Below are 25,183 nucleotides of genomic sequence, written 5' to 3' on the forward strand. Positions count from 1 at the left end.
TAGAAAAAACTTTTACTTTTCTACTTTTTTCTGACTTTTTGGTTTGGCATGTAATGTTGAACAAGGTCCTGCTTGAAGCATGTAGCTTGCGCCTTTATGCCCAATCATTTCTTTAACTTTTTTTGCCACACCAATGACAGTATCAAGGTTCATTCCGGTTTCAATTCCCATTTCATGAAAAGTATTAACGAGATCTTCAGTCGCCACATTACCTGTTGCCCCTGGTAAGTAAGGACAACCACCTAAACCAGCGATAGCACTATCAAAATTAGTAATCCCTTGTTGTAAGGCTGCTACTGCATTAGCTATCGCCAATCCTCTAGTATTATGAAGATGCATTGTGAAGAGCATATTTGGAAAACGATTTCTTAAGTAACCTAAAACCTCATAGACTTGTTTTGGGTTTCCTGCTCCTGTTGAGTCAGCTAAAGAAATTTCCGCTACTCCCATCTCCATATAGCGCTTTACAATTTGATCAAGACGTTCTTGTGGTACTTTCCCCTCATATGGACAACCAAACGCTACTGAGATCGATCCACCTACTTGTACTCCACGTTTCTCAGCTAGCTCAACAATCGGTAGAAAACCATTTTGTGCTTCTTCTGTAACACAGTTTGCATTTGAGATACTATGAGAGTCAGTCGCTGAAAGCATTAACTTTAACTTTTTAATTCCAGCATCAATAGCTCGCTCTGCTCCCTTAACGTTTGGTACTAATGCTCGCAATTTAATATCTGTTAAGTCTTGGCATGCTTCGACAACTTCAGAAGCATCCTTAAGTTGTGGAATTGCTTTCGGATGTACGAACGAAGTAATTTCAAGTGATTGGACACCCATTTGGGCTAACTTTTTAACGATCGCTATTTTATCTTCCGTTGGTATCCAGTCCTTTACCGCTTGAAAGCCGTCACGTGGTGCCACCTCACAAATAATAACATTTGAAGGTAAAACAAGCTCTGTTGAGTTACTCATTAGCTCACTCCTTTTGCTTGATAGAAGCCTGATTTCAAACTACTCAGTCAGGCTTCACCAAACGTATTATAGCTTTTAAATTAGTTTGTCGATGCGTGGTGTACCTTTTTCCCAGGTGAGTAAATATCCATGATGTTCCAATGACCAGCTGTAGGAACTGGATTGTTTAACATCGCTACATCGATAACAACTGGTTTATTCGCTTTGATTGCTTTTTCTAAGGCTGGTTTAAATTGTTCGGCTGATTCAATTTTGATACCTTCAACTCCATATGCTTGTGCGATCGCCGCAAAATCTGGAGAATAGGCTTCGCCATCTTTATGGAATAACGTTCCTAAAGTTGTGCCATAATGCGCTTTTTGTAGGCCAGCAATCGTACCGAAAGCAAAATTATTCATAATGACCCAAACAACAGGAATGTTTTCTTCAGCAGCTGTTGCTAATACCGCTGGATTTTGACCAAAACCACCGTCACCAACAAGCGAAATAACTACTTTTTCAGGTTGAGCGATTTTCGCACCTAGTGCTGCTGGCGCACCAAACCCCATCGTTGCATAGCCACCCGGTGTTAATATTGAACCTGGTGTATAAACTGGGAACTGTTGACTTACACCATTTTTATTCCAACCAACATCTGTAGTAATAAATGCATCTTTTGGTAGTACTTGACGAACATCTTCTAAAATACGTTGTGGTTGCATTGGGAAGCAGTTGTCTTCGAAAAACTGACGATTGCTCTCTCTAAATTCAGCTCGATTTGCTAAAATTTCTTCTTTTAGCCCCTCATTTTGTAAACCATTTGGTACTAGCTCTTTAGCCACACGATTAAGCACTGTTAACGCTTGTTTCAAGTCCGCTACAACCCCTAATTCAACTGGATAGTTCCGCCCAATTTCTGTTGGATCAATATCAATTTGCATCAGTTTTGTTTCCGGAACTGTAAACGTATACTCATCTTCCCAAGAACTATTATCGGCTTCTGCAAAACGAGTACCTAAAGCTAAAATATAGTCTGAACTTTTTACTTTTTTATTAATAAATTCTGTTCCCCAAAACCCTGTCATTCCTAACACTAATGGGTTTTCATCCGATACAACCCCTTTCCCCATTAAAGAGTGGGCAACCGGAATATCTAAATGATCAACTAATTCTTTGAGTTCTTCTGCTGCATCCGCTAAGATGACTCCACCACCAACATAGAAAAGTGGATTTTTCGCCTCAACTAATGTTTGGATAATTTGTTTTGCTGTCGCCTCATCCATCGAAGGTTTTTGAAGACTTTTTGTATTATGTTTTTGCTTTTCAAATAATGCTGGATCACATTCTTTTGAGAAAATGTCCATAGGAACAGATATTAATACTGGTCCTGGATTTCCGTTTTCAGCTAGTTGGAAAGCCTTTTCAAGTATTTCTGGGAAAAGATCCGGACGATCAACGCGCCAAGCACGTTTTACGAACGGTTTATATACTTCATATTGAGATGCATCAGCATGCATATTAATTTCTTGGTGTGGGTGTTTTCCGTAATAATGACTTGGAATATCACCAGCAATAACAACCATTGGAATTGAGTCTAGAGCTGCATTCGCTACACCAGTTGCCGCATTCGTTAAGCCTGGTCCTAAATGACTTAATACAACTGACGTTTCTTTTTTCGCCCTAGCATAGCCATCAGCAATGTGAGCAGCAATTTGTTCATGTCTTGTGTTCACAAATTTAATTTCACTTTCTTCTAAAGCTGTTAATACTGCAATATTCGTATGGCCACATAGACCAAAGATATGCTCTACTCCTCTATCTTCTAAATATTTAACTAATTGGTGTGAAACTAGATTACTCATTATTTATCCTCCTTAAAATCTAAAATAATTTTTCCATATTGACCTGAAACCGCAGCTTCATAAGCTTGTTTGTAATCAGTGAACTTATATTGTTTAGAGATAATTGCATCAACATTAAAATCGTCTTGAATGAGATATTCAATACTTTTTAAGAAGTCACTCGGGAAGTTGTAAATAATCGACCCGTATAACGTTAACTCTTTCCTTACCATTTGTGTTACCGGGAAAGTAGCTTCAGGTGTTAAACCTACCATTACTAGCGAACCTCCTGGTTTCACTAAATCGACACTTTGTTCAACAGAAGCCCTTGCACCTGCAGCTTCAATCACAATGTCAAATGTTTCACCTTTAACTTCTTGAGGTAATGCCGTGCGAATATTACCAATCTCTCTAACCTTCTTAAATTTAAATGGATTTATATCAATAGCAGTAATGTTTGCTCCTAAATAGTTTGCTAGAGTAATAGCTAACATACCTTCCGTACCACAACCTATGATCGCAACTGTCGTCCCCTTTGTTATTTGTACTTTCTGAAACGCATGAACAATTACAGCAAACGGCTCAATAAGTACCGCTTTTTCGTCTGTCAATTCATCTGGTACTGGTAATACATACTTTGAAGAAATCGTAAATTCCTGTGAAAATACACCATCTGCATTTACACCTAATGATTTTTTATTTGAACAAATATTAGGCATTCCGCTTTTACAGTACTCACACTCTTCACAAAACGAATTAGGTGTTACAACAACTCGTTTTCCAATTTCAAAATCCGCCCCTTTACCAACATCAGTAATTTCACCAACAATTTCATGGCCTGGACGTATCGGATAGGTGGCGTGTGCAATTTTCCCTTTAAAAACACTCACATCAGATCCACAAATTCCTCCATAGATTAACTTTATTTTCACTTCATCATCTTTTAACGAGGTTGAAACGAACTCTCTTAATTCGATTTCACTTGGGTTTTTCAAATATAAACCTAACACTTTTTTCACCGCCATCCTTCTAACACTCTCTCTTTGAGTCGTTAATTTACGTTCATTTGGCTTTCCTAGATTAGTAATGCACTATTTTAGATCGATCTAATTTACCTTCAAAAAAATATTATATTAAAAAAATACAACATAATAATGTCCTTTGTTTAGATCGATCTAATAAAGACGAGTATTACTAAGAAAGCGTTAACATCATAGTACTATAAATCTTTTCTTTTTGCAATTACATTTATATAAATTTTCAAAATAATTGTAAAAACCATAGACGAATTTACTCTTTTCTAGTATCCTTCATAAATATACTGCGAATTCATTATTAGATCGATCTAACTACTGTGGGGGGGTAACTTTATGAGGATATTGACTTTTTCAGCTCTAATTTTTTTATATATTATTTCCAATTTCACAACATCAGTTTACTTATACTATAGTATTGGCACTTTTGCTTTATTAGCGCTTGTTATTTCATTTAAACATACACGTGGACTGTATCGTATTTCAGGAATTACATTTTTATTCGTAGCTACCCTTTTATTTATTTATAATGGTTTACCATGGTATACATTTCTTTTATATTTTGACACAATGCTAGGGGTTCTTTCGTTATTTTTAGTGCTTCCATTCATTAATTCAATTATTCGAGTAGGTTTATATGATAAAAATTTAAGTTTATTGTTGCAACAAGGAATTTCTGATTTAAGCAAATTGTACAGACGTAGCTTCTTAGTTTGTCACTTTCTCGGCCTTTTTTTAAACATTGCCACGATTCCATTACTAACTAATTCCTTAAAAACAACATTAAGCCAAATACCAAAAAACGTTGCAGAGAAATTTTATACGCAAAATTTATTACGTGCTTATGCTCTTTGTTTAGTTTGGAGCCCATTAGAAATTATGGTGATCACATCTTTAGACATAACCAATAATGAATACTATAAGCTTTTCCCAATCATTATTTCAATCGTATTAATTATTATCCTATCGGATTGGATTTTATCTTCTTTTAAACATAAATCGCTACAAATTGAAGTTGATTTCAAAACAGAGATTTTATATAAAAGCGTGTACAAAAAAATTCTCCAAATGGTTTCAATGCTTGTTATTCTCGTTTTAATTGTAACTATTTTTCAACATTTAGCGAATCAAGGCTTCTTATTATCAGTTGTAATAATGTTAATTCCAGTATCATTATTATGGGCTTTTTTAATCAAAAAAATAAAAAGGTACTTTTTATATACCATTCCTCACTGGAAAGAAAGAACAAAAGGTTTACCTAATTACTTTTTTATGTTTTTAAGTGCTGGTCTATTTGTTGAAATGCTATCTTTATCTGAATTATTATCCTTTTTACAAGATACTTTTAGTGTACTTTCCGAAAAGACATTACTATTTTATTTAACAATTGGTGCATTCTTTTTATTTACTTCATTCATAGGATTTCATCCGCTAGTATCGCTTACTTTAATTACCGAATTACTAAATCCAGTTTTAGCTGAAGTATCTTCAATCTCGTTAACGATTGTTCTAATTACATGTAGTCTTTCAACAGTTTTATATAGTCCTTATAATTTATCCGTATCAATCTTAGCTGAACAACTAAAATTAAATCCTTATAAACTAGGAATGTGGAATTTATTATTTGCGATCTACTTTATGTTAGTGAGCATTTTTATTGCATACTTCATTACTTTAATTTTCTAAATTATCATTTTCCTCCATCTATATCTTATGGTAAAATTCATATAGAAAATATTCATGTTGTTTACAGCTAGTAAACAACCCTAAAAATAATCCTAGGAAGTGTATACTAATGAATAATAATAAAATGGCCCTTAGAGAAAAAAGTATAGTTTTTATTGGATTTATGGGGGCTGGTAAAACAACAGTCGGGCAGCTTGTCGCCCAGAAATTGTATCGAACATTCATTGATATAGACCAAGAAATTGAAAAAGAATACGGAATGCCAACATCTGAAATATTCAAAACCGTTGGAGAAAAAACATTTCGTGAAAGAGAAAAAGAGCTAATTTCTAACTTCTCTCAACAGAAGTTAAAAATCATTTCTGTCGGCGGTGGCGCATTTTTACAAAAAGAAATACAAGAAATTTGCTTAACAAATTGTATCGTCTTTTATTTAGATGTTTCATGGAGTTCATGGAAAGAACGGCTAAATATTTTAATTGATAGTCGCCCTGTCTTACAAGGGAGATCACTTGAAGAAATTGAGGAGCTTTTCAATAAGAGACAAAACACTTATTCACTTCATAACTCAAAGTTTACTACTGATAACTTAGAGGTTGAAGAAGTCGCTGATTACATTATTGAATCTTTAAAATTGGCTTGGGATATTTATGAGCCGAATCGTTGATTTCTACTATTCAAAACGAGCAAATCAAACTTTTTATACAGACTAATAAAAGAAGGGGCTGTCCCATAGTGTCAAACACTTATAGGACAGCCTCTTCTCTCATTTTAAGTAACCAGTTGCTAATAGCTATGTGGAACTCCGCACAACTAGTTCTGGTTGTAATATAATTCTCTGTTGTTCACGACTTTGATCCGAAATACGCTGTTGTAGTAAATTAGCTGCTTGTGATCCAATAAGACGAGCAAATGAAGATACTGTCGTTAGTGGAGGGTTATAAAGGGATGCTTCATGGACGTTATCGAATCCGACAATTGCCATATCTTCTCCTGGTATTAAATTAGCATCTCTTAACCCTTGCATTACGCCTAATGCGACTAAATCATTAAAACAGACTGTTGCGGTAGGGGGATTTTTCTGAAAGAGTACCTTTCTAACTGCATCAATTCCACCCTGTCGTGTTACAGAACTTTCAACAATTAATGATTCATCAACTTCTAACCCTGTATGTTGAAATGCTTTTGAATAGCCTTCGAGCCTTTCTTTCCAAGCAGAAGAACTAGAAGAACCTCCTAAAAACGAAATCCTACGATGCCCTTTTTGAATTAAATGTTTTGTAGCTAGCTGCGTTCCAGCAGTATAGTCTATACCGACATAATCACAATCAATACTTGGTAATTCCCGTACAGCATGAACGATCGGGATATCTAAATTTTTGATTCGCTCTATTGTTTCAGGAGATGTATTAGAGACAGGACATAGAATAATTCCACCTACCCTATGCTCAAGCATCGTCGATATAAGACGCTCTTGTTTTGCATCTGAGTCAAATGTAGTCCCTAAAAACTCAATTAGCCCAGTCTCTTCAAGTGCATTATGCACCCCTATTAGTAATTCGGAAAAAAAGGGGTTCGCTACATCAGTAATTATCAATCCAACTGTCGATGGGCTTTGCGACCTCATATTCGCAGCTACCCTATCATAAACATACCCTAATTCCCTCATTGATTTTAATACTTTTTGACGTGTTTTTTCAGTTATATTGGGACTCCCTCGGACAATTAGGGAGGCTGTCGCACGAGATACCCCTGCATGCTTTGCAACATCCAACAATGTTACGCGTTTTTTTGTCATGAAACCACCAGCCTAGATTAATTTATCATCTTAAACTTAATAAATATAAAGAGATTTGCGGTACAAATGTAATAAATAGAAGTGTAACAATCATCGCAACGAAAAATGGCATAATAGCTTTTGAGATTGCTTCTATTGAAAGTCCAGAGATCCCTGAACCTACAAATAAGTTTACACCTAAAGGTGGTGTTATGAAACCAATTGCTAAGTTAACAACCATTATAATCCCAAAATGAATCGGGTCAATCCCTAAATTGACTGCAACAGGCAATAAAATAGGTGTTAAAATAATAATAGCAGCAAGTGTATCCATAAAACAACCAACGATTAAAAGTAATAACGTAATTAGTAGGATAATAATAATTGGATTTTCAGAAATAGATAACATCGCATCTGCTACTTGTCTTGGAATTTGTTCTACTGTTAGTAATCGCCCAAAAGCCGTTGCTGCACCCACAATAATTAATACTGTCGATGTTGTTAAGGCAGAATCAATAAACACTTTAGGTAAGTCTTTGATTTTAAGCTCTCGATAAAGAACTAATCCCGCTATTAAACCGTACACAACTGCAACGACCGCTGCCTCCGTAGGAGTAAAAACCCCACCATAAATCCCACCTAAAATGATGATCGGTACGAGTAGTGCCCACTTCGCTTCCCAAAAAGCCTTTATAAAATCTTTAAACGTACTTTTCTCCATACCGCGATAGCCTTTTTTTCTCGAATATATATACGTCCAAATTATTAAACCCGCGGCAACGATAATCCCCGGAAAAATCCCTGCAATAAACATATTTCCAATCGATTGACTACCAACAACGCCATAAATAACCATCGGAATACTAGGGGGAATAATTACCCCTAAAGACCCTGCTGCACAAACAACAGCGGTTGCAAACTTTTTATCATAGCCTTGACGAACCATCGCTGGAATCATGATCCCACCAATTGCTGCAACCGTTGCCGGCCCAGAACCTGATATAGCTGCAAAGAACATACATGTTAAAATTGTCGCAATCGCAAATCCCCCTGTTCGATGTCCAACAAGCGTATTCGCTACGCGAAAAAGTCGTTCAGATACTCCACCTTTACTCATGATTTCTCCCGCTAAAATAAAAAACGGAACAGCCATTAACGGAAATGAGTCAACAGAAGTAACTAATCCTTGTGCTAAAAATTCTAATGGCATCGAGCCACTATATATAATCGTAACTAATGTCGCAACCCCGATTGCAATCCCAATTGGGACACTTAAAAGTAATAACAATGCAAAACTACCGAATAAAACTGCTGCTGTCATAATGCCCCCCCCTTATTTCTTCTCTAGCTCATTGTGACCTTCCTTAATAGCTTCCTCTTCGCTCTCTAATAACAACTCGTGTTCTGTTTTCACATCAAACGTTTCTTCTCCAAATAATGACTTAAATTGTTTAATTAACTGCTGAATAAGTCGAATCGCTGTTAACCCCATACCAACCGGCGTTGCCATGTAAACTAGTCCCATTGGCATATGTAGAGCTGGTGATACTTGACCCCAAGCTAGGACTTTCGCTGCAACTCCATAACCATAAATGATGACGAACAGCGCAAAACCTAAAAATATAATGTTGGCAATTATACTTAAAACAACCTTCAATTTATCTTTTAACATGATAAGAACAACATCCACTTTAATATGACGCTGCTTTTTTACCCCATAGCTAATTCCGATATAAACGAGCCATATGAAACAATATCTCGCTAACTCCTCTGACCAGGCAAGTGAAGAACCTAAAACAAATCTCATAAACACTTGTAACGCAATAACTACTACCATAATGACTGAGAAAATGACTAATAGAGATTCTTCTACATGTTCATCAAGCCACTTTAATATTTTCATGTATGTCCCTCCTTAAATAAATCGTAAAAACTATATACAATCTTTTTTCACCGTCACTTTTGACCACATCTTTCTGTAGAAAATTAAGTCAAAAGAAAAACAAAACTGTATACCTTTATGTTTTAAGATATATACTTTTGTTTACCCTTTAATAAATGATTGACTTTAGAATTTGTATTAGATATTAAGCTTAGTTTTCTACAGAGTATGGAACTGTCCAATAAGTGTCTGATACCAGGGGGAATTCCCCTAAATATAAATGAGCAAATTTATTATCTGTCTACAATTTATTCTTAACGGTGTCAGACACTTTGTTTTTGGACAGTCCTATCAAAATTTCAACTATTGTTGAATTGCTTCTAATAATTGATTAACGAATTCTTCGCCAATTCTTGAAGAATATTTTTCATAGACTGGAGTCACTGCTTCAAAAAACTTTTCAAACTCTTCATCAGTTAATTCGGTAATCGTCATACCTTCTTCTTCTAAAAATGCAAATGCTTCAATATCTTCCTGCTGATTTAATTCCCTTTGATAATCTCTAGCTTCATCGGCAGCGATTGTAATAATTTCCTTCTCTTCATCCGTTAAAGTATTCCAAAAAGCTTCACTAATCATAAAAAGGCTCGCATTATAAATATGGTTCGTTTTTGTAATATAATCTTGCACTTCATAGAAGTTCGTTGTCGTTACATTACCCACTGGATTTTCTTGACCATCAACTACCCCTTGTTGTAATCCTGTAAATAGTTCAGTAAATGCCATCGGTGTAGGATTAGCACCTAATTCACGCCAGAAATCAATATGAAGATCATTTTCTAACGTACGAATATCTAATCCTCTAATATCGTCAATTGTAGCAACTTCTCTTACGTTGTTCGTTAAGTGCCTAAATCCATTTTCCCAATAGTTTAAACCGATAACTCCTTGATCTGGTAGATCATTAAGTAATTCTTCACCAATCGGACCGTCTAAAATTTCATATGCAATTTCTGCTGTCGGAAACAAAAATGGAAAGTCAAACACAGTAAAACGTGGTGCAAATTGAGCTACAGGTCCCGTTGAAATTGTTGTCCCTTGAATCGAACCAAATTGTAACCCTTCGAAAACTTCACGGTCACCACCTAATTGTCCATTAGGGTATACTTCTACTTCAATTGAGCCATTTGTCTCTCTTTCAACTATTTCAGCAAATCTATATAACCCTTGTGTAAGTGATCTTTCTTCAGGTGTTGCCACGGCCATTCTCATTGTTTTTACATCTCCATTTGAACCCCCGTCCCCGTTCGTATCCCCATTTGGCGAAGTGTTTCCTGTTTCGTTTGAACATGCTCCAAGAATTAATAAAATAGCTAATAACAACACGGAATAAACTTTTTTCATATTTACACCCCTATTTTAGATTTGTGTTTATAAACCTATTAGTCTAGCACCCCAAAAACAATAATAATGTTGTTTACATTATAGTGGAATAGAAAGCATAAATCATAGAATTTCTTTTTATAATTCAGTTATTTTCTGACAGCGCTTTCAAAACAACTATAACTTTAGATACGAAATTCGCTTTAACATTGTTATTTTGTTATTCCTTGAAAATAAATCGCTTACATTTTTAATTAAATTATATTTGCGATTTATGCTTAACTCCCCCCCATCCTTATTTAGTGCATATGACTGATCGTCGCTAACAATTAATTAGATCGATCTAATTAATCTCACAAAAAAATAAATGTTATTACTTTTAAAATTTAATCCATAATATTGCGACTATTTTAGATCGATCTAACATTTAACTTCATTCTACACATTATTTGTCTATTTTTCAACCATATTTAAAATTTTCTAAATAATTTTTCTCATTCGTTATTTTTTTATTATAAATTCCTCTTATTGTTTCTCACGTTAGATATTCTACTACTTTTATTAGAGCCTCTTCACAATCTTCTCCTACTGCTTTAATTGTTATCTGATCTTTATTTTGTAGTCGAAGCGTAATTAGTCCTAAAAAGCTCTTTAGGTTTATTTCTCTTACACTTCCATTCAAGAACTTTTCGAGAAATATTTCTGAACGATAAGGTTGCACTAATTTGCTCAATTCTATAATGGTTTGATCCTCTGAAATATTAATGATTATCTTTTGCGAGACTGTCTTCATGATATCACCCCTTCCCTTTTTTCAAGATTCGTTTGATCTGAAAAACCTGCGATTATTGAAACGATTTGTTCAATCTCATTTGACTTATTTTCGAGCTTCTCAATTTGAGCAGATGTAGTTTGATTAGATCGATCCAATTAAACTACATTTTACACACAGAAGACTTATTTTTCAATAAATTTTTACAATTGCTTATTCTCTTGTCGACATACCCGTTTTTCATCGTATCGTCACCCTTTTATACGCAAGATTAATGTAATATAAAGTTAAAATTAACTTAAAGGGGATGTGAAAATGAACGAACACGCTGTGAAGGAAGAAGTTTTACGAATTTTAAGTGAGCATAGGGTTGGGACACTCTCAACAATGAAAGGGGATCAACCTTTCTCTCGATACATGCTCTTCAGAAATGAAGGGTTAACGCTTTATACAATTTCGAGCAAGGTGACCGAAAAAGTGCAAGACATTTTGAACAATCACAAAGTACATATTTTGTTAGGGTTTGAAGGAGCTGGTGGTGGTTACGGAAAGCCTTACATTGATATGACCGCCATTGCGACGATCCATGATGAGCAAGAGCTAAAGGACCGCTTTTGGCACGATAATTTCCGTAAATACTTAGAGGGACCAGAAGACCCGAATTATATAGTCATTCGCTGTGAGCCGACGTCACTTCGCTTAATTAACCATCCTGAATTAGATGGACCTGCTACAATTAACTTGGCAAAACTTTAGGCTTTATTACCAAAAACAACCTTGAATTAATATTAAAAATACATTATCTACAAACGGAAAGGAGCTTAATCCAGTGATTAAGCTCCTTTAACATTTCAATATTTTTTATTTTGTATAATCTTTAAGATATCCATGAACGGAAGCACCATCGTGACAATCTGTACAAGAAAGGCCGTTTTGCTCAAAGACAGCGTGTGAATTTCTAGTTAGGTCGCTACGGTTAGTACTATCTAAATTATGACAAGAAAGACATGTTTCGTCAGGCACTGTAGCATTAATGACACTATAATTGTTTGGATCTTTTTGTCCAGTAATAGTACTAAAAGCTTTTGTAGTTCCTTTCACTTTATCTTCAATAAACCCTCCACCATGACAGCTTATACAAGAAACCTCAGCGTGTGGTCTAGCTTCAAAGTATTCCGTAAACTCTGGTGCATCATGACAACTTAAGCAAAAACCATCGCTCGATGTTGCTTTAACCCCCGTATTCGTAACTACTGCTATTACAATTCCTGCAAAGACACTTCCTAAAATAATTAAAAATAATTTCTTATTAATCTTCTTAAACATTTTTGAGTCCCCCTATTTTTCACATTTGATGTTTTTTCAAAACAAATCTGTACTAAGATGTTTTTCTTATATAATCTAGCAACGACCTTCTCTCAATTTCTTCTTTAATTAAATTAATGAAGTCCGCACTAAGATTTAATTCAATAGCTTTATAATATGTTTGAATTACTAAGTCATTAGAAAAGTCTTTCATCATGTCTCTGCTGTATGCAGTTCAACCTCCTTAAAATCGTTGGTATTTATAACATTCTTTTAATACATTTAGTGAATTTTGATATTTTATAACTGACTCACCATATTTTGTGTATAGTGAGTATTCACAACCACCATTGTTTCATTTTTTACCACAATCACTCTACAACTTAACTATACTAGCTTTTTTATATCTCATCAATGCTACAAGCCTTAAATACAGACTTTCCCCTACAACAAAATAAAAGCCCTGACTAAGCGACTTAAAATAGTATGTGATTTTCCGATACACATTGTCAAAGACTATGTATTTATATTAACTAATTACCTAATCAAATTTTACAAACAAAAAACACCTCCTTAGCCATCGCTCACATTCCAGAATGAAAAAGTTTTTTCACAGAAAAAAAGAGCTTATCCATGAGATAAGCTCCTTTAATATTCATGTATTCTATTATTCTTAAGTGCCTTTTCAACTGTCCAACGTTAGTTAATTTGTTGCTTTAAAGATTAATTTGAGTAATCTCTAAGGTAACCATGTATGGACGGTCCATCATGACAATCTGTACAAGAAAGGTTGTTCTCTGCATAAATTGCATGACCACTCAAGAATGCATCACTACGATTGTCATTATCTAAATTATGGCAAGATAAACACTTATCGTCCGATACTCCCTTAGAAACTAATTCGTCATAATTGTTTGGGTCAATTTGACCTGCAAGTGTAGAAAAAGCTTTCTTAGTACCTTCTACCTTATCTTGAACCAAGCCTTTAGTATGACAGTCTATACAAGAAACTTCAGCGTGCGACCTAGCCTCAAATTGTTCTACAAACTCTGGTGCATCATGACAACTTAAGCAAAAGCCATCAGATGATGTAGCTTTAACACCTTGATTTGTTACAACGGCTAATACGATACCAACAAATATACTTCCTAAAATAATTAATGATAATTTCTTATTGATCTTTTTAAACATTTCTAGTCACCTTCTTTGTTTGGGATGTTTTTTTATGATTATGTTTTTCTCGTTGCTGAAATCCTCTAAAGTTAGTACCATTTTTAATTTTTTATTTACAAATTGGTTAAATAGAGGATTGATATGTTTTGTGTATTTTTCTTTTTTTAACATTATTCTCTATGAGATTACTATACTATTTTTTACACAATAACTCAATATTTTTCACTTTATAGACACATTTTATTTTAGCACCCGCTAACAAAACTAGGATTTAATAGCCTAATAATAAAAAAACTAAATAATCGCCTCTATAAATACGAAACAAAAATGTGGTAAAAATACGTTAAATGTGTGATATTTTTATATACTATACTATAAAAGTTGTGACTGAGTTCACCCAGCTCGATGTAAAGCGCTATCCTGAAACACATCTAAATATAAAAGGAGCCTAACCTAACGCTTAAGCTCCTTTTAATAAAAACTATATTATTCAATGAATTTCATAATTCATTATTTTCGCCACTACGATCAATATATAGTTGCGTCAAAACCATTCGCAAACTATATATTGTTTAATGTGCCTCATTTTTGGTAATTATGAAATTCACTCTATTAATAAATTATTGAAGCTTCCATAATGATTCTTGTAATAGAGACTTAGCATATTTCGGATTATGCGCTCCACCACTCTTGTCGCTATATACAAGATAATAGTTATAAGCAGCAACAAATGCTTCTTTACTTACCTTTTCAATATCAACAGGCTCCCCAGCAGCATCAACAAACGGGAATGTTAGTCTAGACATACCGATTGCTGCAGCGCCATCTACAGCCGCTACTGCTGCATCGTGTAATTCTTCTAGTAACTCATCAAGTTCAGCTTGGAGATTTCCACCCACTGAAAAATCAGAAGTATTCGAGTGACATGAACCACAACTAGCTTCAATGTCTGCTATATCCATAGAAAAGTTATGTGAAACATACCCTTCTTCTGTTTCTGGCATGTGGCAGCCAACACATCCAAGTAGTTGGTGACCAACAGAGTTTGCGTATTCTACATCAGGATACTCTATTCCTCCCATACCAGAATATAACGCACCAGCATCATAGTGTGGGTAATCTGTTGGTTGCCCTTCACCAGAAGCCCACTGCTCATACATATCTACTGTATCTCTTCGACCGTTATGACACGAAATACAAAGTGCTGTTTCTTTCCCCGCTTCATACGCACCATCTACAAACGGTACATACCCTTCTGTCACCCCAGTTAATAACATTTCTTGACCGGCACCAGTATGACATGTAGCGCAATCCATTGTCATAGGTAATTCAACTTCTTCACCTGCTTCTTCGTCAGCTTGTGGCGTATAAGGGTTGTCAGATAAGTGTTGTAAAAAACCATTTCCAGAGTGACAAGGTTGACAACCGTCTCTTGTACCAGCTGAATTAAGAGGACCATCTGTACTTGCGTGCCCTGTTAATGCCCATTCAGCACTAATTGCCTCTATCACAGCTATACTACTAATATCCTCTGGAGTCGTTAAATTTGTACCTAAAGATGTTGAAGCATTATTATTTTCTTGTGGTGCTTCAGTCGTAGTGGTTTCACTACACGCTGTTAGAAAAAGCGCTACTATTAAAATTACTGCAATTGACCAAAATTTCTTCATTTTTTCTTCCTCCTCTTTTACACTACCAATATTCATATTTTATAAAAACCGTATAAAATTTCTTTAATTTATTTATAAAACTACTATACTATTTTTTTCATAATAAATCACACTTTTTCACAAATTGTACAAATATTTTTTTGAACAACCTTATTTAATAAGGATAAATAAGTTTTTTTATTCTTTACTCCAAATTACATTGTGTAAAAAATGTGGGTTAGTTACTTAATTGTGGACTATGCACCATTTAACGTGCATACCACTAAACATTAAACGTGTTCCTTAGTCTTATAATAGCTCTCCCCTCATCTACTAAACATTATTGATAGTACAAAAAAAGCAAAAAGCCCAACTAGAGTAGACTTTTTGATAATTTAGTATTCGTAGCTATTTTTAATAGCTTCATGTTTTTTTCTTGTCTTCTATACAATTGTTGCGCTTTCTCAACCGAAATTTTTTCAAAAGAAATTTTTGTCCCTGGCATTTGTTGAACGAGTCGTGGAATGTCTGTGGTAATCACTGTACCTATGCGTGTATAGCCACCTGAAGTTTGGCGGTCCGCTAATAAAACAATTGGTTGGCCACTAGCAGGCACTTGAATTGTGCCAACGGTTATTGCATCTGAGAGAATGTCAGCTTCTTCTCGATGTTCAATTACAGTTCCAGAGAGTCGGCATCCCATACGATCAACTTCTCTTGTGATTGCATACCACTCATTGAAAAATGTCGTTAAACCTTTTTCAGTAAAAGCATGATGATCAGGTCCGACAATGACTCGGAAAGGCTTACCGCTAGTATAGTTTGGGATGATTTCTGGTGATAGTACTCGTCCACTGAGCTTTTTATGAGAAGCATTCATTTCACCACAAGAAAGAATATCGCCTTTTCGTATTTCCCGGCCGTCGATACCACCCATATTCGCTTTTAAATATGTCGCCTTACTTCCTAAAACTTCGTTACAATTTATTCCACCAGCAACGGCAATATACGCTCGGACACCATGCTTTGGTTGTCCAAACGCTAATGTTTGACCTTTCTTCGCATATATTGACCTCCAAGGCCTTACTGCTCTACCGTCAATCGTCGCCGATAAATCAGCACCAGTAATTGCAATAACAGTATCATCAAGTACTCGAATCTCAGGGCCCATCATCGTTACTTCTAATGTTGCCGCTGTTGGATCGTTGCCAACGAGTAGGTTTCCAATTCGGTGAGCAAAATTATCCATCGCTCCAGAAACGACTATCCCATATTGTTGATAGCCGACACGCCCAACGTCTTGAATTGTTGTCAGCAGCCCTGATTTTTTCACATGAAAAATGGCTGTTTTCATGACTTTCTTGTATTCCCAACACTTTGAAGGATAACACCTTCATCAAGAAGTGCTAAACGAAGTTTTTGAACAAATATTAAGGCACTTGGCTCATCTCCGTGTATACATACTGTGTCTGCTTTTAGCGGTATAATCGTTCCGTCAACAGCGGTCGTTTCTCCTTTGCTAACGATTTGAGTAACTCGCTCAATCGCTTCATCGACATCCTTAATCATTGCATTTGGATCTTTTCTAGATGTTAACGTCCCGTTAGGTTGATATGTACGGTCAGCAAAAACTTCATTAGCTACGTTTAACCCTATTTTTTCACCGGCAACAATTAACTCACTTCCAGATAATCCATATAAAATTAAACTCGGATTCGTATCATAAACTGCTTCAGCGATCGCTTCCGCCACCTCTTTTTTTACTGATGCAATATTAAATAGAGCTCCATGTGGCTTTACGTGCTGCATGTTCACTCGGTGTATCTTACAAAATCCACTTAACGCATTCACTTGATAAACGACAGAATTATAAATATCTCGCGGACTTGTATCTATGTTTCTACGCCCAAAACCGAAAAGATCGTTAAAACCTGGGTGCGCACCTATTGCCACATTTTTCTCGACAGCTAATTGAACGGTGTTCGACATAACATTGTGGTCGCCAGCATGGTACCCACAAGCAATGTTAGCTGACGTAATCAAGTCTAATACCTGTTCATCTTGACCAAGCTTATAATGGCCAAAACTTTCTCCTAAATCACAGTTTAAATCAACCGTTAGCATATTGACCCACCTCTCTTAATCTTCTATAAGCTCATATTCTAATCTGTAAGCCTGTTTTTCTATTAAGCTAGCTATTTCTTCGTATTCTTTTTTTTCTATGGGACAAAATTGAACATAATCGCCAGCCTCAAATAAAGAAGGTGTGGTCCGATTACTATCGTATAAAACTAATGGGGTACGCCCGATAATTTGCCAACCACCAGGGGTAGATAAAGAATAAATTCCAGTCTGCTCACCAGCGATACCGACAGAACCTACTGGCACTGATGAACGAGGAACCGCCAATCGCGGTGTGCTAATTACTTTAGGCATGCCACCCATGTACGGAAAGCCGGGGGTAAAACCGAGCATGTGAATCATGTATTTTGCTTTTGAATGAATTTCGATTACTTCTTCTTGTGTCAAATTGTTGTGTGAGGCAACATTGATGAGATCGGGGCCGAATTTACCACCATAACAAACGGGAACGGTAACACACCTCGTTTTTGAAGTGGGAAACGCCTCAAGTTTCCTAAAAAGATTTTGAAGGTTTGACACTAAGTGGTGATAAGTTGTTTCTAACGGTTCATAAAACACTGTAACTGCTGTATAACTAGGTGTCCATTCAATGACGCCTTTAGGTGCGGCAGTTTTTAACACTTCACAAAAACTACGAATCTGACGATTCACTTCTGTTGAAATCGAATCTCCAAATGAAACACGAACCGCTGCATCCCCAAGGGGAGAGTATTTTAACTCCAACAACTTTATTCACTCCCTTATAAGCAAAGTATTCCGAACATTATATTTTTATTATATCAATATTTGTAATAAAAGACACACAGGTGTGCGATGCTCGAATAGACCAACTTAACTATTTTATTCAGATTGCTATCCCGTTTGAACGATTTGTTGTCCAATTGAAATATTTTGTTGTCCAATTTCGACTTTTTGCTGTCGACTTCCATAAATTTGTTGTCCAATTCTAACATTATCGTTGTCCAACCTATAACAAAAAAGCGCTCCATACAAAATGGACCGCTTTTCAACACTTATTAAACATCCCATTTCAGGAAAAATAACAGCGTAAACCCTTTATTTAAACCAACCCTTCTCCTTGAACCGGGTAATCGCTTCGATCCGATTACTTACATCGAGTTTGTCTAAAATGGAGGAGACGTAATTGCGAACAGTGCCTGTCGTGATGAAAAGCTGCCCTGCGATATCTTTAGTACTTTTACCTTCAGACATTAAGGCAAGCACTTCACTTTCACGTTCGGTTAATGGGTTTTCTTCATTATAAACTTCGTCAACTAACTCTGAAGCATAGATGCGGCGTCCTTCCATCACTTTTCGGATCGCACTTGCTAACTCTTCGCTCGGGCTATCTTTTAACATATAACCACGAACACCTGCTTTAACAGCTCTAGCGAAATACCCAGAGCGGGCAAATGTCGTTAAAATAATAACTTTGCAACCTGAATCTTTTAATTGTTCAGCGGCATCAAGACCGCTTAATCCTGGCATTTCAATATCCATGATACAAATATCTGGTTGATACTCATTGACAAGTTTTACTGCATCTGTCCCATTATTTGCTTTGCCGACAACCGACATATCATCCTCTAAATCAAGCAAAGAAGCAAGTGCTCCTAATAACATTTTTTGATCTTCAGCAATGACAATTTTAATCATCGATCATCCCTCCTTTTCCGTTTGTTTTGATGCAATTGGAACTTTAATTACTAACGTTGTTCCTTGCTTAGAAATAACTTCTAAAGATCCATTCACAAATTCAAGTCGTTCCTTCATTCCTTGGAGTCCATTCCCACTCAAGTCATTATGAGGACGCGAGATACCGATTCCGTTATCGATAACTTTAACAAGAAACTCTGTCGTTGACTGCTCGATAATTAGCGAACAAGAAGTAGCTTGACTATGTTTTACAACATTATTTATTGCTTCTTTAATACACATACTGACGACGTTCTCAACAATTAATGAAATATTAGACGCCTTCGGACTTTCTTCTAAAACAAAATTTATTTTAGCTGCATTTAAAATTTGCTTTACTCGATATATTTCGTCTTCTAATTTTGTACCACGCATTTCCGTCACCATTTCCCGAACTTCTTTTAGGGCAATCCGGGCTGTTTTTTGAACATCCTTAATTTCTTGGCGGGCGAGATTTGGATTTTTATGAACTAGTTTACTTGCTAAGTCGCTCTTCAAGCCAATTAATGAAAGCTTTTGTCCAAGTGTATCATGTAAATCACGAGAAATTCGTTGGCGCTCTTCTAGCTTAACAAGCTCAGAAATTCGTTTATTAGCATCCTCTAATTGTCCTTGAAGGACGCCTTCTTTATTTTTATTATAAGTGCTAACGGGCAATAGAATAACCGCCATCAAACTAAGTACAACAAACGGTAGTTGTGTGACTAAAACACGATTATGTACCGTTACAAAGCCAACATAAATCGACGAAAGTGTCGTGATAAGTAAGATAATATATAAAATAATAAAGGCCGTTCGATTTTTTAAGTTCCCGATAAAAAATGCTAAAAAGAGAAAAAAGTAAATGTAGCCAAATTTCAAACTCATTGCTGTTGAAATCGCAATTTGAATACTCGTCCAAAAATAGACAAGCCACCCTTTAGAAATAAAGGAAAGCACGTAGCATATGAAGAACCCGACAACCATTACGATACCGAATACTGTATGTGCCGTGGCTGATGTTTGAAAAATAAAGTAAAAAGGAAGGATATAGAAGACAATCCAAACGTAAGGGCTAAGCCCCGTGTGTTCACGAAATTTTTGTCTTAATTTAGTCATCTTCTATCTCCTCCTTTTTGCTAAATATTTTTTTATGAATGGTGGTGATTCGGTTTGGTGTGATGAAATTTGTCATCATCCCTATACTAATTTCTCACACTTATTTAGTAGTATATCGCTTAGTTGATTTTCCTCGCAAGTTCAATTTCATTATCATTACACTGCTCACCGATACGTTCAATTGTGGTACTATTATAACCTTTTAATTCTTTAAAACTAATAAACGTTTTATTTTCCTCGTCCCAAAGGCGGTAGCGTAGTGATTTTAAGCTTGTTCGGAGCGTAACCGTTGTTGCTTTTTGAAGGGGCTCGGTTTCGTTATGCGCTTTTTCTAAATGATAGTTTGGGACTCTTGGGCTCAAATGGTGAACATGATGAAAGCCGATGTTACCAGTTAGCCACTGTAACGGTTTTGGTAGCTGATAATAAGAACTTCCCTCAACAGCCGCCTGTACATAACTCCACTCATTTTCATGTTCAAAATAAGAGTGTTCAAACTGGTGCTGGACGTAAAACAACCAAATACCTAGTAAGCCTGATAAGAAAAAGATTGGTCCTTGGATCAACACAAATGCTTGCCAGCCAATAAACGAGATTAATAACGCATATAAAGCGACAATCGCTACATTTGTTACATACGTATTAATACGTTCTTTCGGCTTTGCCCCTTTTCGATTAAATCGATATTCAATGAGGAACACAGCGATCGGTCCGACACCGAGCATAATGAGCGGATTACGATACACACGATAGGCAATACGACGCCAAAAAGGTAGCGCAACATATTCTTCAACCGTAAGAAGCCACATGTCTCCTGTTCCACGTTTATCGAGATTACCGCTCGTTGCATGATGGACATTGTGCGTATTTTTCCATTGTTGATACGGTACGAGCGTTAATACCCCTAAAATTGTCCCAAATATATCGTTAGCTGTACGACTCTTGAAAAAAGATTGATGACAACAGTCATGAAATAAAATGAAAGTCCGTACGACGAACCCTGCTGTGATAACGATCAGTGGTACGGTAAGCCAGTAAGAGATAGAAAGACTGGCGTAAGCTAAATACCATAATAATAGTAAAGGACCTAATGTATTTATGATTTGGATGATACTCGCCTTCGTATCCGTTTTTTCAAATGGCGCAACATCCTTTTTTAAATTCTTAATTTTCAATGCACTCATGATGCAATTCCCCCTTAATTAGACGCTTTCGAGAATTGAACAACATTCTCACTATGTTAATTATAGAAAATAAACTTGACGTTTATAAGACATAAACGTCAAGTCCGAGCTATGACAAATGTCATGTAGGTTCATACAAAAAAAGCATAACGAGGTCACCCGCTACGCTTCCCATTTAGTCTTCCTTCATTTGTTTACTTCTTAATTGACCGCAAGCAGCATCGATATCGGTTCCGTGCTCTTGGCGAATGCCGCAATTAATTCCTCTTTTTTTCAATATATCATAAAAAACTAACACATCTTCGTGTACGCTTCGTTGGTATTGATCATGCTCGTCAACTGGATTATAAGGGATTAGATTGACTCCGGCATATTTTGCTCTATCAATTAGAAGATCGGCCAGTTGCTCTGCATGTTCCTTTTGATCGTTGACGCCTTTTAATAAAATATATTCAAACATGATACGCTTATTTGTTTTTTTAATATAGTAATCAACCGCATCCATTAATGTTTTTATAGGGAAAGCACGGTTGATTTTCATTATTTTCGTTCGCAATTCATCGTTAGGCGCGTGCAATGAAATTGCTAAGTGCACTCTTAAATCGGTGTTAGCAAAGTCATAGATTTTATCAACAATCCCGCTCGTCGAAACAGTGATGCGTGTTGCCCCAATTGCCAGGCCTTTTTGATCAGTGACAATACGAAGAAAGTCAATCATATTATCAAAGTTATCAAAAGGCTCACCAATTCCCATCACGACAATGTTCGTCACTGTCTCACCTTTACCGACTTGATCGAGGTATTGCTGAACTTTGACAATCTGTTCGACGATTTCGGCACTGCTTAAATCACGACTTTTTGTTAATAAACCACTTGCGCAAAAACTACAGCCGATGTTACAGCCCACTTGGGTGGTGACACAAACCGAGATCCCGTGCTGATACCTCATTAATACGGTTTCAATCAAATTGCCATCTGCTAGCTTAAATAAAAACTTCACCGTTCCATCACTAGCTTCCTGCTTAATATGATCACTTAACGTTGTCGTCGTAAAATGGTCTTCTAATAATTGCACACAATTTTTATTTATATCAAGAATTTCAGAAAAGTCCGTGGCTCTTTCTTTGTAAAGAGACTCCCATACTTTGAGTGCGCGACCTTTCTTATGTCCATGAGCACTCAACCATGATGTTAATTTATCAAACGTCAATCCATAAATGGACTCTTTATTCATAAGTTACCCTCTTTTCAGTAAAAGTCATTCTTAATTTTACTGAAAAGAGGGTATTGTGACAAGTTATTAAGAAAAGAGCGCCAAATGTAAAAGTACATTGCGCTCTTTATTGCTACTATTTAATTAATGAATTTCATATAGAAACTCTCTAATTCTTTCGCGATAAAACTCACTTTCTTCATTTAATACATCTTCAACGATGAGGTGCTCATCACCATCAACAATCCAGATTTCTTTTTGATTAGTACTTGCTAAATCATATAAAATTTCTGCTTGGTAAAGAGCAGTTTGTGCATCGTCTTTACTATGAATGATAAGTAGCGGAATGTCATTTAAGTTGGTAACATTAGTCTTTGGGCTTTCTTTAACAGGGCTGACGCCGAACTTTTGTGACAAAACAAGATTTACTGAAGGTTGAAACAAGTTAACAAACGCTTTCGGAAAGCCATCTCGTAACATATAGTCAGAGACCTGATTCTGAATTGATAAAAACGGACTAACTGCAATAATTCCGTTAACTTCTTCAGAAACAGCTGCTGTGTTAATTGCCGTGCTTGCTCCCATTGATATTCCGTATAAAATAACTGATTGATTATTAAATCTTTCGTCCTCTTTTAAAAATTTGATCACTGCAAGCACATCATTTACTTCTTGATAACCAAACGATAATTGCTTTCCTTCACTTTTCCCATGTGCACGCATATCTACACTAATTGCTGTAAAACCGAGATCATAAACAAATTTTGCATAATCAAAAAGAGAAGTGGCATCCATCCCATGCATCCCATGAAGAAGAACGATATTCCCTATAGAATTTTCGTTTGGAACGACGTAGGCATTAATGTTAAGATCGTCTTTAGTCAAAACGTTGATTTGTTCACCTAATAGATGAAAATCATCTAATGTCGCATCATTTATTTCTACTCTTACATCTGACATCTCTGAAATTACATCGTTCGCAATAACTGTATTAACAATAAATGTAATGACGATTGATAAAAGGAAAATAGCTGCAACAATTTTATAAATTAATATACGCTTTCGTTTCATTGAGACACTAACCCTCCTTCAGTTTTAATCCACTGTTTCTGTTAATCCTTCATGATTCGATGTAAAGGGATCCCAAAATTTTTCACATAATTTTTCACCACACAAAACAACCGGGTTATTCTGTTAAATACATCAGCAATTTTTAAAAAGAATTAAGGAGGATATTTGAAAATGACATCAGACAACCTCTACATTTTCTTTAAAATAAAATTCACATGCACTTCTGCCGCAGCTTTTGCATCTTCAAAACGATCTACAAAACCTCGATAGTAGGAAACAAAACCGTGCAAAGCTAAAAATATCGACCAAACTTCAGCAACTGAAAGCTTTTGAGCTGATAAACTGTGTACTGTGTTAGCAAACTTTTGATAGCTTTCATTTGCAGCTTTTTGTGCTAGCGCATCGACTTCTTTATTTCTTAGCATAAACATAAGCTCATATTGACTTTGGTGATTTAAGCCAAATTCAATAAATTTGAAAAAAACTTGTTGAAGTTTGTTTTCATCGGCTTCTGATCCTTCGACAACCTCATCTATTAGCAAATTTAATTTCGAAAAATACTGTTCAATAATCGTATAAAATAGGTCTGCTTTATTTTTAAAATGATAGTAAATTGCACCATGACTGCAGCCTAAATTTTTTGCAATGTTACGCATTGAAACAGTTTGAAAATCAGTTTTCTCAAATTGTGATCGCGCCTCTTTTATAATCATTTCTTTTGTTAACTCTTCACTCGCTCGTTTACGAGGTGACATTTTGTCTCGCTCCTCCCAATTGACCACCGGTTAATTAAAAGTATAATTTAGGAAATTATACTTTGCAATAGGCTTATAATGTTTATAAAAATCTCTTCCTAATTTCAGCGGAAGGTACCATACATTTATCTTTCTTCCCGAACCATTTGTATCTGTTCCTCGCTATAAACTCATAAATAAAGTCTCGCAAAGGTCGAGGCACAATTAGTAAGCTATAAAATAGTTTCCAGACACCATCTAAATTTTTACAAATCTTTAAAGCCGCTGTTGATTTAAGGTAGAATCGTTCCGTCTCAACAACAACTAAACTATCTACATTGGTAGGAACACCATATTTCTTAATTATGTTTTGGCCGGCGCTACTTTGTATAGAAGCGAACTTATAGAGGGCTTTTTTATCTCTTTTAATAATAAAATGAACACTTCGGTCACAAAAATTACACTCACCATCAAATAAAACAATGTTATTCAAAGTCCCACCACCACTCGTCATTACTGAAGCTTAGTACTTCAAAACACCCTTTAACATTTTTCCGAAAGAAGCCTCTCTCTTCAAGCGTGTGAAGGGTGAG

At 35.8% G+C, this 25,183-nt stretch carries 26 protein-coding genes; 3 read left to right on the top strand and 23 right to left on the bottom strand.

Annotation, left to right across the window (positions count from 1 at the left end; all coding sequences use genetic code 11):
- Positions 1–12: 12 nt before the first annotated feature.
- The 3 genes from BKP35_RS07490 to BKP35_RS07500 form a co-directional block, all read right to left on the bottom strand.
- Entirely contained in the window at positions 13–972 is a 960-nt protein-coding gene (locus BKP35_RS07490; protein WP_071312732.1) for a hydroxymethylglutaryl-CoA lyase, read from the bottom strand.
- Positions 973–1,052: 80 nt separating this feature from the next.
- A complete protein-coding gene (locus BKP35_RS07495; protein ID WP_071312733.1) occupies positions 1,053–2,813 on the bottom strand; it encodes a thiamine pyrophosphate-binding protein in 1,761 nt (586 codons plus the stop codon).
- A complete protein-coding gene (locus tag BKP35_RS07500; RefSeq protein ID WP_337959636.1) occupies positions 2,813–3,811 on the bottom strand; it encodes a zinc-dependent alcohol dehydrogenase in 999 nt (332 codons plus the stop codon). Before BKP35_RS07500 ends, BKP35_RS07495 begins: the two co-directional genes overlap by 1 nt.
- Positions 3,812–4,162: 351 nt before the next feature.
- On the opposite strand from BKP35_RS07500, the gene BKP35_RS07505 reads away from it, so the two are divergent.
- Positions 4,163–5,512, top strand: coding sequence for a hypothetical protein (locus BKP35_RS07505; RefSeq protein WP_071312734.1), 1,350 nt, complete (start codon positions 4,163–4,165; stop codon positions 5,510–5,512).
- A 109-nt stretch (positions 5,513–5,621) separates the two neighbouring features.
- Positions 5,622–6,179 carry a shikimate kinase gene (locus tag BKP35_RS07510; RefSeq protein WP_071312735.1) on the top strand — a complete coding sequence of 186 codons (558 nt, stop codon included), beginning with the start codon at positions 5,622–5,624 and terminating at the stop codon, positions 6,177–6,179.
- A gap of 126 nt (positions 6,180–6,305) precedes the next feature.
- On the opposite strand, the gene BKP35_RS07515 is transcribed toward BKP35_RS07510, so the two are convergent.
- The 6 genes from BKP35_RS07515 to BKP35_RS19435 form a co-directional block, all read right to left on the bottom strand.
- On the bottom strand, positions 6,306–7,310 hold the full coding sequence (locus BKP35_RS07515; protein WP_071312736.1) for a LacI family DNA-binding transcriptional regulator: 1,005 nt from the start codon (positions 7,308–7,310) through the stop codon (positions 6,306–6,308).
- A 25-nt stretch (positions 7,311–7,335) separates the two neighbouring features.
- Positions 7,336–8,610, bottom strand: coding sequence for a TRAP transporter large permease (locus BKP35_RS07520; protein WP_071312737.1), 1,275 nt, complete (start codon positions 8,608–8,610; stop codon positions 7,336–7,338).
- A gap of 12 nt (positions 8,611–8,622) precedes the next feature.
- Complete coding sequence (locus BKP35_RS07525; protein ID WP_071312738.1) at positions 8,623–9,192, bottom strand: TRAP transporter small permease; 570 nt, start codon at positions 9,190–9,192, stop codon at positions 8,623–8,625.
- Positions 9,193–9,534: 342 nt separating this feature from the next.
- The gene (locus BKP35_RS07530) at positions 9,535–10,575 is read right to left on the bottom strand and encodes a TRAP transporter substrate-binding protein (RefSeq protein WP_071312739.1); all 1,041 of its coding nucleotides are present in this window, start codon (positions 10,573–10,575) and stop codon (positions 9,535–9,537) included.
- Between the two features lie 514 nt (positions 10,576–11,089).
- Complete coding sequence (locus BKP35_RS07535; protein WP_071312740.1) at positions 11,090–11,347, bottom strand: HPr family phosphocarrier protein; 258 nt, start codon at positions 11,345–11,347, stop codon at positions 11,090–11,092.
- Positions 11,344–11,484, bottom strand: coding sequence for a hypothetical protein (locus BKP35_RS19435; protein WP_169819162.1), 141 nt, complete (start codon positions 11,482–11,484; stop codon positions 11,344–11,346). The genes BKP35_RS07535 and BKP35_RS19435 overlap by 4 nt, the downstream gene beginning before the upstream one ends.
- Before the next feature lie 157 nt (positions 11,485–11,641).
- Here BKP35_RS19435 and BKP35_RS07540 point away from each other — a divergent pair, with 157 nt between their 5' ends.
- The gene (locus BKP35_RS07540; protein ID WP_071312741.1) at positions 11,642–12,082 is read left to right on the top strand and encodes a pyridoxamine 5'-phosphate oxidase family protein; all 441 of its coding nucleotides are present in this window, start codon (positions 11,642–11,644) and stop codon (positions 12,080–12,082) included.
- Between the two features lie 105 nt (positions 12,083–12,187).
- Here the strand turns inward: BKP35_RS07540 and BKP35_RS07545 are convergent, their stop codons facing one another.
- The 14 genes from BKP35_RS07545 to BKP35_RS07610 form a co-directional block, all read right to left on the bottom strand.
- Positions 12,188–12,652: a NapC/NirT family cytochrome c gene (locus BKP35_RS07545; RefSeq protein WP_071312742.1), complete on the bottom strand. Its 465-nt coding sequence runs from the start codon at positions 12,650–12,652 to the stop codon at positions 12,188–12,190.
- A gap of 52 nt (positions 12,653–12,704) precedes the next feature.
- Positions 12,705–12,845 carry a sporulation histidine kinase inhibitor Sda gene (locus tag BKP35_RS07550; RefSeq protein WP_071312743.1) on the bottom strand — a complete coding sequence of 47 codons (141 nt, stop codon included), beginning with the start codon at positions 12,843–12,845 and terminating at the stop codon, positions 12,705–12,707.
- 509 nt (positions 12,846–13,354) lie between these two features.
- Positions 13,355–13,822, bottom strand: a complete 468-nt coding sequence (locus BKP35_RS07555; RefSeq protein ID WP_071312744.1) for a NapC/NirT family cytochrome c — start codon at positions 13,820–13,822, stop codon at positions 13,355–13,357.
- Between the two features lie 602 nt (positions 13,823–14,424).
- Positions 14,425–15,474 (bottom strand): ammonia-forming cytochrome c nitrite reductase subunit c552, encoded by a 1,050-nt coding sequence (locus tag BKP35_RS07560; RefSeq protein ID WP_071312745.1) that lies wholly within the window; start codon positions 15,472–15,474, stop codon positions 14,425–14,427.
- Between the two features lie 352 nt (positions 15,475–15,826).
- Positions 15,827–16,807, bottom strand: a complete 981-nt coding sequence (locus tag BKP35_RS07565; RefSeq protein WP_071312746.1) for a 5-oxoprolinase subunit C family protein — start codon at positions 16,805–16,807, stop codon at positions 15,827–15,829.
- Entirely contained in the window at positions 16,804–17,577 is a 774-nt protein-coding gene (locus BKP35_RS07570) for a LamB/YcsF family protein (protein ID WP_071312747.1), read from the bottom strand. Before BKP35_RS07570 ends, BKP35_RS07565 begins: the two co-directional genes overlap by 4 nt.
- A gap of 15 nt (positions 17,578–17,592) precedes the next feature.
- On the bottom strand, positions 17,593–18,321 hold the full coding sequence (pxpB, locus tag BKP35_RS07575; protein ID WP_071312748.1) for a 5-oxoprolinase subunit PxpB: 729 nt from the start codon (positions 18,319–18,321) through the stop codon (positions 17,593–17,595).
- Positions 18,322–18,651: 330 nt separating this feature from the next.
- Entirely contained in the window at positions 18,652–19,251 is a 600-nt protein-coding gene (locus BKP35_RS07580; protein WP_071312749.1) for a response regulator transcription factor, read from the bottom strand.
- A 3-nt stretch (positions 19,252–19,254) separates the two neighbouring features.
- On the bottom strand, positions 19,255–20,388 hold the full coding sequence (locus BKP35_RS07585) for a sensor histidine kinase (RefSeq protein WP_071312750.1): 1,134 nt from the start codon (positions 20,386–20,388) through the stop codon (positions 19,255–19,257).
- Positions 20,389–20,507: 119 nt separating this feature from the next.
- Complete coding sequence (gene desA / locus BKP35_RS07590) at positions 20,508–21,572, bottom strand: Delta(5) desaturase DesA (protein ID WP_071312751.1); 1,065 nt, start codon at positions 21,570–21,572, stop codon at positions 20,508–20,510.
- A gap of 175 nt (positions 21,573–21,747) precedes the next feature.
- Complete coding sequence (gene rlmN / locus BKP35_RS07595; RefSeq protein ID WP_071312752.1) at positions 21,748–22,806, bottom strand: dual-specificity RNA methyltransferase RlmN; 1,059 nt, start codon at positions 22,804–22,806, stop codon at positions 21,748–21,750.
- A 123-nt stretch (positions 22,807–22,929) separates the two neighbouring features.
- Positions 22,930–23,856 (bottom strand): alpha/beta hydrolase, encoded by a 927-nt coding sequence (locus tag BKP35_RS07600; RefSeq protein ID WP_071312753.1) that lies wholly within the window; start codon positions 23,854–23,856, stop codon positions 22,930–22,932.
- Positions 23,857–24,044: 188 nt separating this feature from the next.
- Positions 24,045–24,611: a TetR/AcrR family transcriptional regulator gene (locus BKP35_RS07605; RefSeq protein WP_071312754.1), complete on the bottom strand. Its 567-nt coding sequence runs from the start codon at positions 24,609–24,611 to the stop codon at positions 24,045–24,047.
- Between the two features lie 82 nt (positions 24,612–24,693).
- On the bottom strand, positions 24,694–25,083 hold the full coding sequence (locus BKP35_RS07610) for a thiol-disulfide oxidoreductase DCC family protein (protein ID WP_139192820.1): 390 nt from the start codon (positions 25,081–25,083) through the stop codon (positions 24,694–24,696).
- Positions 25,084–25,183 lie beyond the last annotated feature (100 nt).

The sequence above is a fragment of the Anaerobacillus arseniciselenatis genome, assembly GCF_001865995.1.
Classification (GTDB): domain Bacteria; phylum Bacillota; class Bacilli; order Bacillales; family Anaerobacillaceae; genus Anaerobacillus; species Anaerobacillus arseniciselenatis.

What these genes read in the sequence shown, in the direction of transcription:
- BKP35_RS07570 (WP_071312747.1), bottom strand. Translation starts at nt 17,577, where the DNA reads ATGCTAACGGTTGATTTAAACTGTGATTTAGGAGAAAGTTTTGGCCAT.
- BKP35_RS07535 (WP_071312740.1), bottom strand. Translation starts at nt 11,347, where the DNA reads ATGAAGACAGTCTCGCAAAAGATAATCATTAATATTTCAGAGGATCAA.
- BKP35_RS07585 (WP_071312750.1), bottom strand. Translation starts at nt 20,388, where the DNA reads ATGACTAAATTAAGACAAAAATTTCGTGAACACACGGGGCTTAGCCCT.
- BKP35_RS07600 (WP_071312753.1), bottom strand. Translation starts at nt 23,856, where the DNA reads ATGAAACGAAAGCGTATATTAATTTATAAAATTGTTGCAGCTATTTTC.
- BKP35_RS07490 (WP_071312732.1), bottom strand. Translation starts at nt 972, where the DNA reads ATGAGTAACTCAACAGAGCTTGTTTTACCTTCAAATGTTATTATTTGT.
- BKP35_RS07580 (WP_071312749.1), bottom strand. Translation starts at nt 19,251, where the DNA reads ATGATTAAAATTGTCATTGCTGAAGATCAAAAAATGTTATTAGGAGCA.
- BKP35_RS07525 (WP_071312738.1), bottom strand. Translation starts at nt 9,192, where the DNA reads ATGAAAATATTAAAGTGGCTTGATGAACATGTAGAAGAATCTCTATTA.
- BKP35_RS07515 (WP_071312736.1), bottom strand. Translation starts at nt 7,310, where the DNA reads ATGACAAAAAAACGCGTAACATTGTTGGATGTTGCAAAGCATGCAGGG.
- BKP35_RS07560 (WP_071312745.1), bottom strand. Translation starts at nt 15,474, where the DNA reads ATGAAGAAATTTTGGTCAATTGCAGTAATTTTAATAGTAGCGCTTTTT.
- BKP35_RS07505 (WP_071312734.1), top strand. Translation starts at nt 4,163, where the DNA reads ATGAGGATATTGACTTTTTCAGCTCTAATTTTTTTATATATTATTTCC.
- BKP35_RS07565 (WP_071312746.1), bottom strand. Translation starts at nt 16,807, where the DNA reads ATGAAAACAGCCATTTTTCATGTGAAAAAATCAGGGCTGCTGACAACA.
- desA (WP_071312751.1), bottom strand. Translation starts at nt 21,572, where the DNA reads ATGAGTGCATTGAAAATTAAGAATTTAAAAAAGGATGTTGCGCCATTT.
- BKP35_RS07605 (WP_071312754.1), bottom strand. Translation starts at nt 24,611, where the DNA reads ATGTCACCTCGTAAACGAGCGAGTGAAGAGTTAACAAAAGAAATGATT.
- BKP35_RS07530 (WP_071312739.1), bottom strand. Translation starts at nt 10,575, where the DNA reads ATGAAAAAAGTTTATTCCGTGTTGTTATTAGCTATTTTATTAATTCTT.
- BKP35_RS07495 (WP_071312733.1), bottom strand. Translation starts at nt 2,813, where the DNA reads ATGAGTAATCTAGTTTCACACCAATTAGTTAAATATTTAGAAGATAGA.
- BKP35_RS07550 (WP_071312743.1), bottom strand. Translation starts at nt 12,845, where the DNA reads ATGAAAGACTTTTCTAATGACTTAGTAATTCAAACATATTATAAAGCT.
- BKP35_RS07540 (WP_071312741.1), top strand. Translation starts at nt 11,642, where the DNA reads ATGAACGAACACGCTGTGAAGGAAGAAGTTTTACGAATTTTAAGTGAG.
- BKP35_RS07510 (WP_071312735.1), top strand. Translation starts at nt 5,622, where the DNA reads ATGAATAATAATAAAATGGCCCTTAGAGAAAAAAGTATAGTTTTTATT.
- BKP35_RS07545 (WP_071312742.1), bottom strand. Translation starts at nt 12,652, where the DNA reads ATGTTTAAGAAGATTAATAAGAAATTATTTTTAATTATTTTAGGAAGT.
- rlmN (WP_071312752.1), bottom strand. Translation starts at nt 22,806, where the DNA reads ATGAATAAAGAGTCCATTTATGGATTGACGTTTGATAAATTAACATCA.
- BKP35_RS07555 (WP_071312744.1), bottom strand. Translation starts at nt 13,822, where the DNA reads ATGTTTAAAAAGATCAATAAGAAATTATCATTAATTATTTTAGGAAGT.
- BKP35_RS07520 (WP_071312737.1), bottom strand. Translation starts at nt 8,610, where the DNA reads ATGACAGCAGCAGTTTTATTCGGTAGTTTTGCATTGTTATTACTTTTA.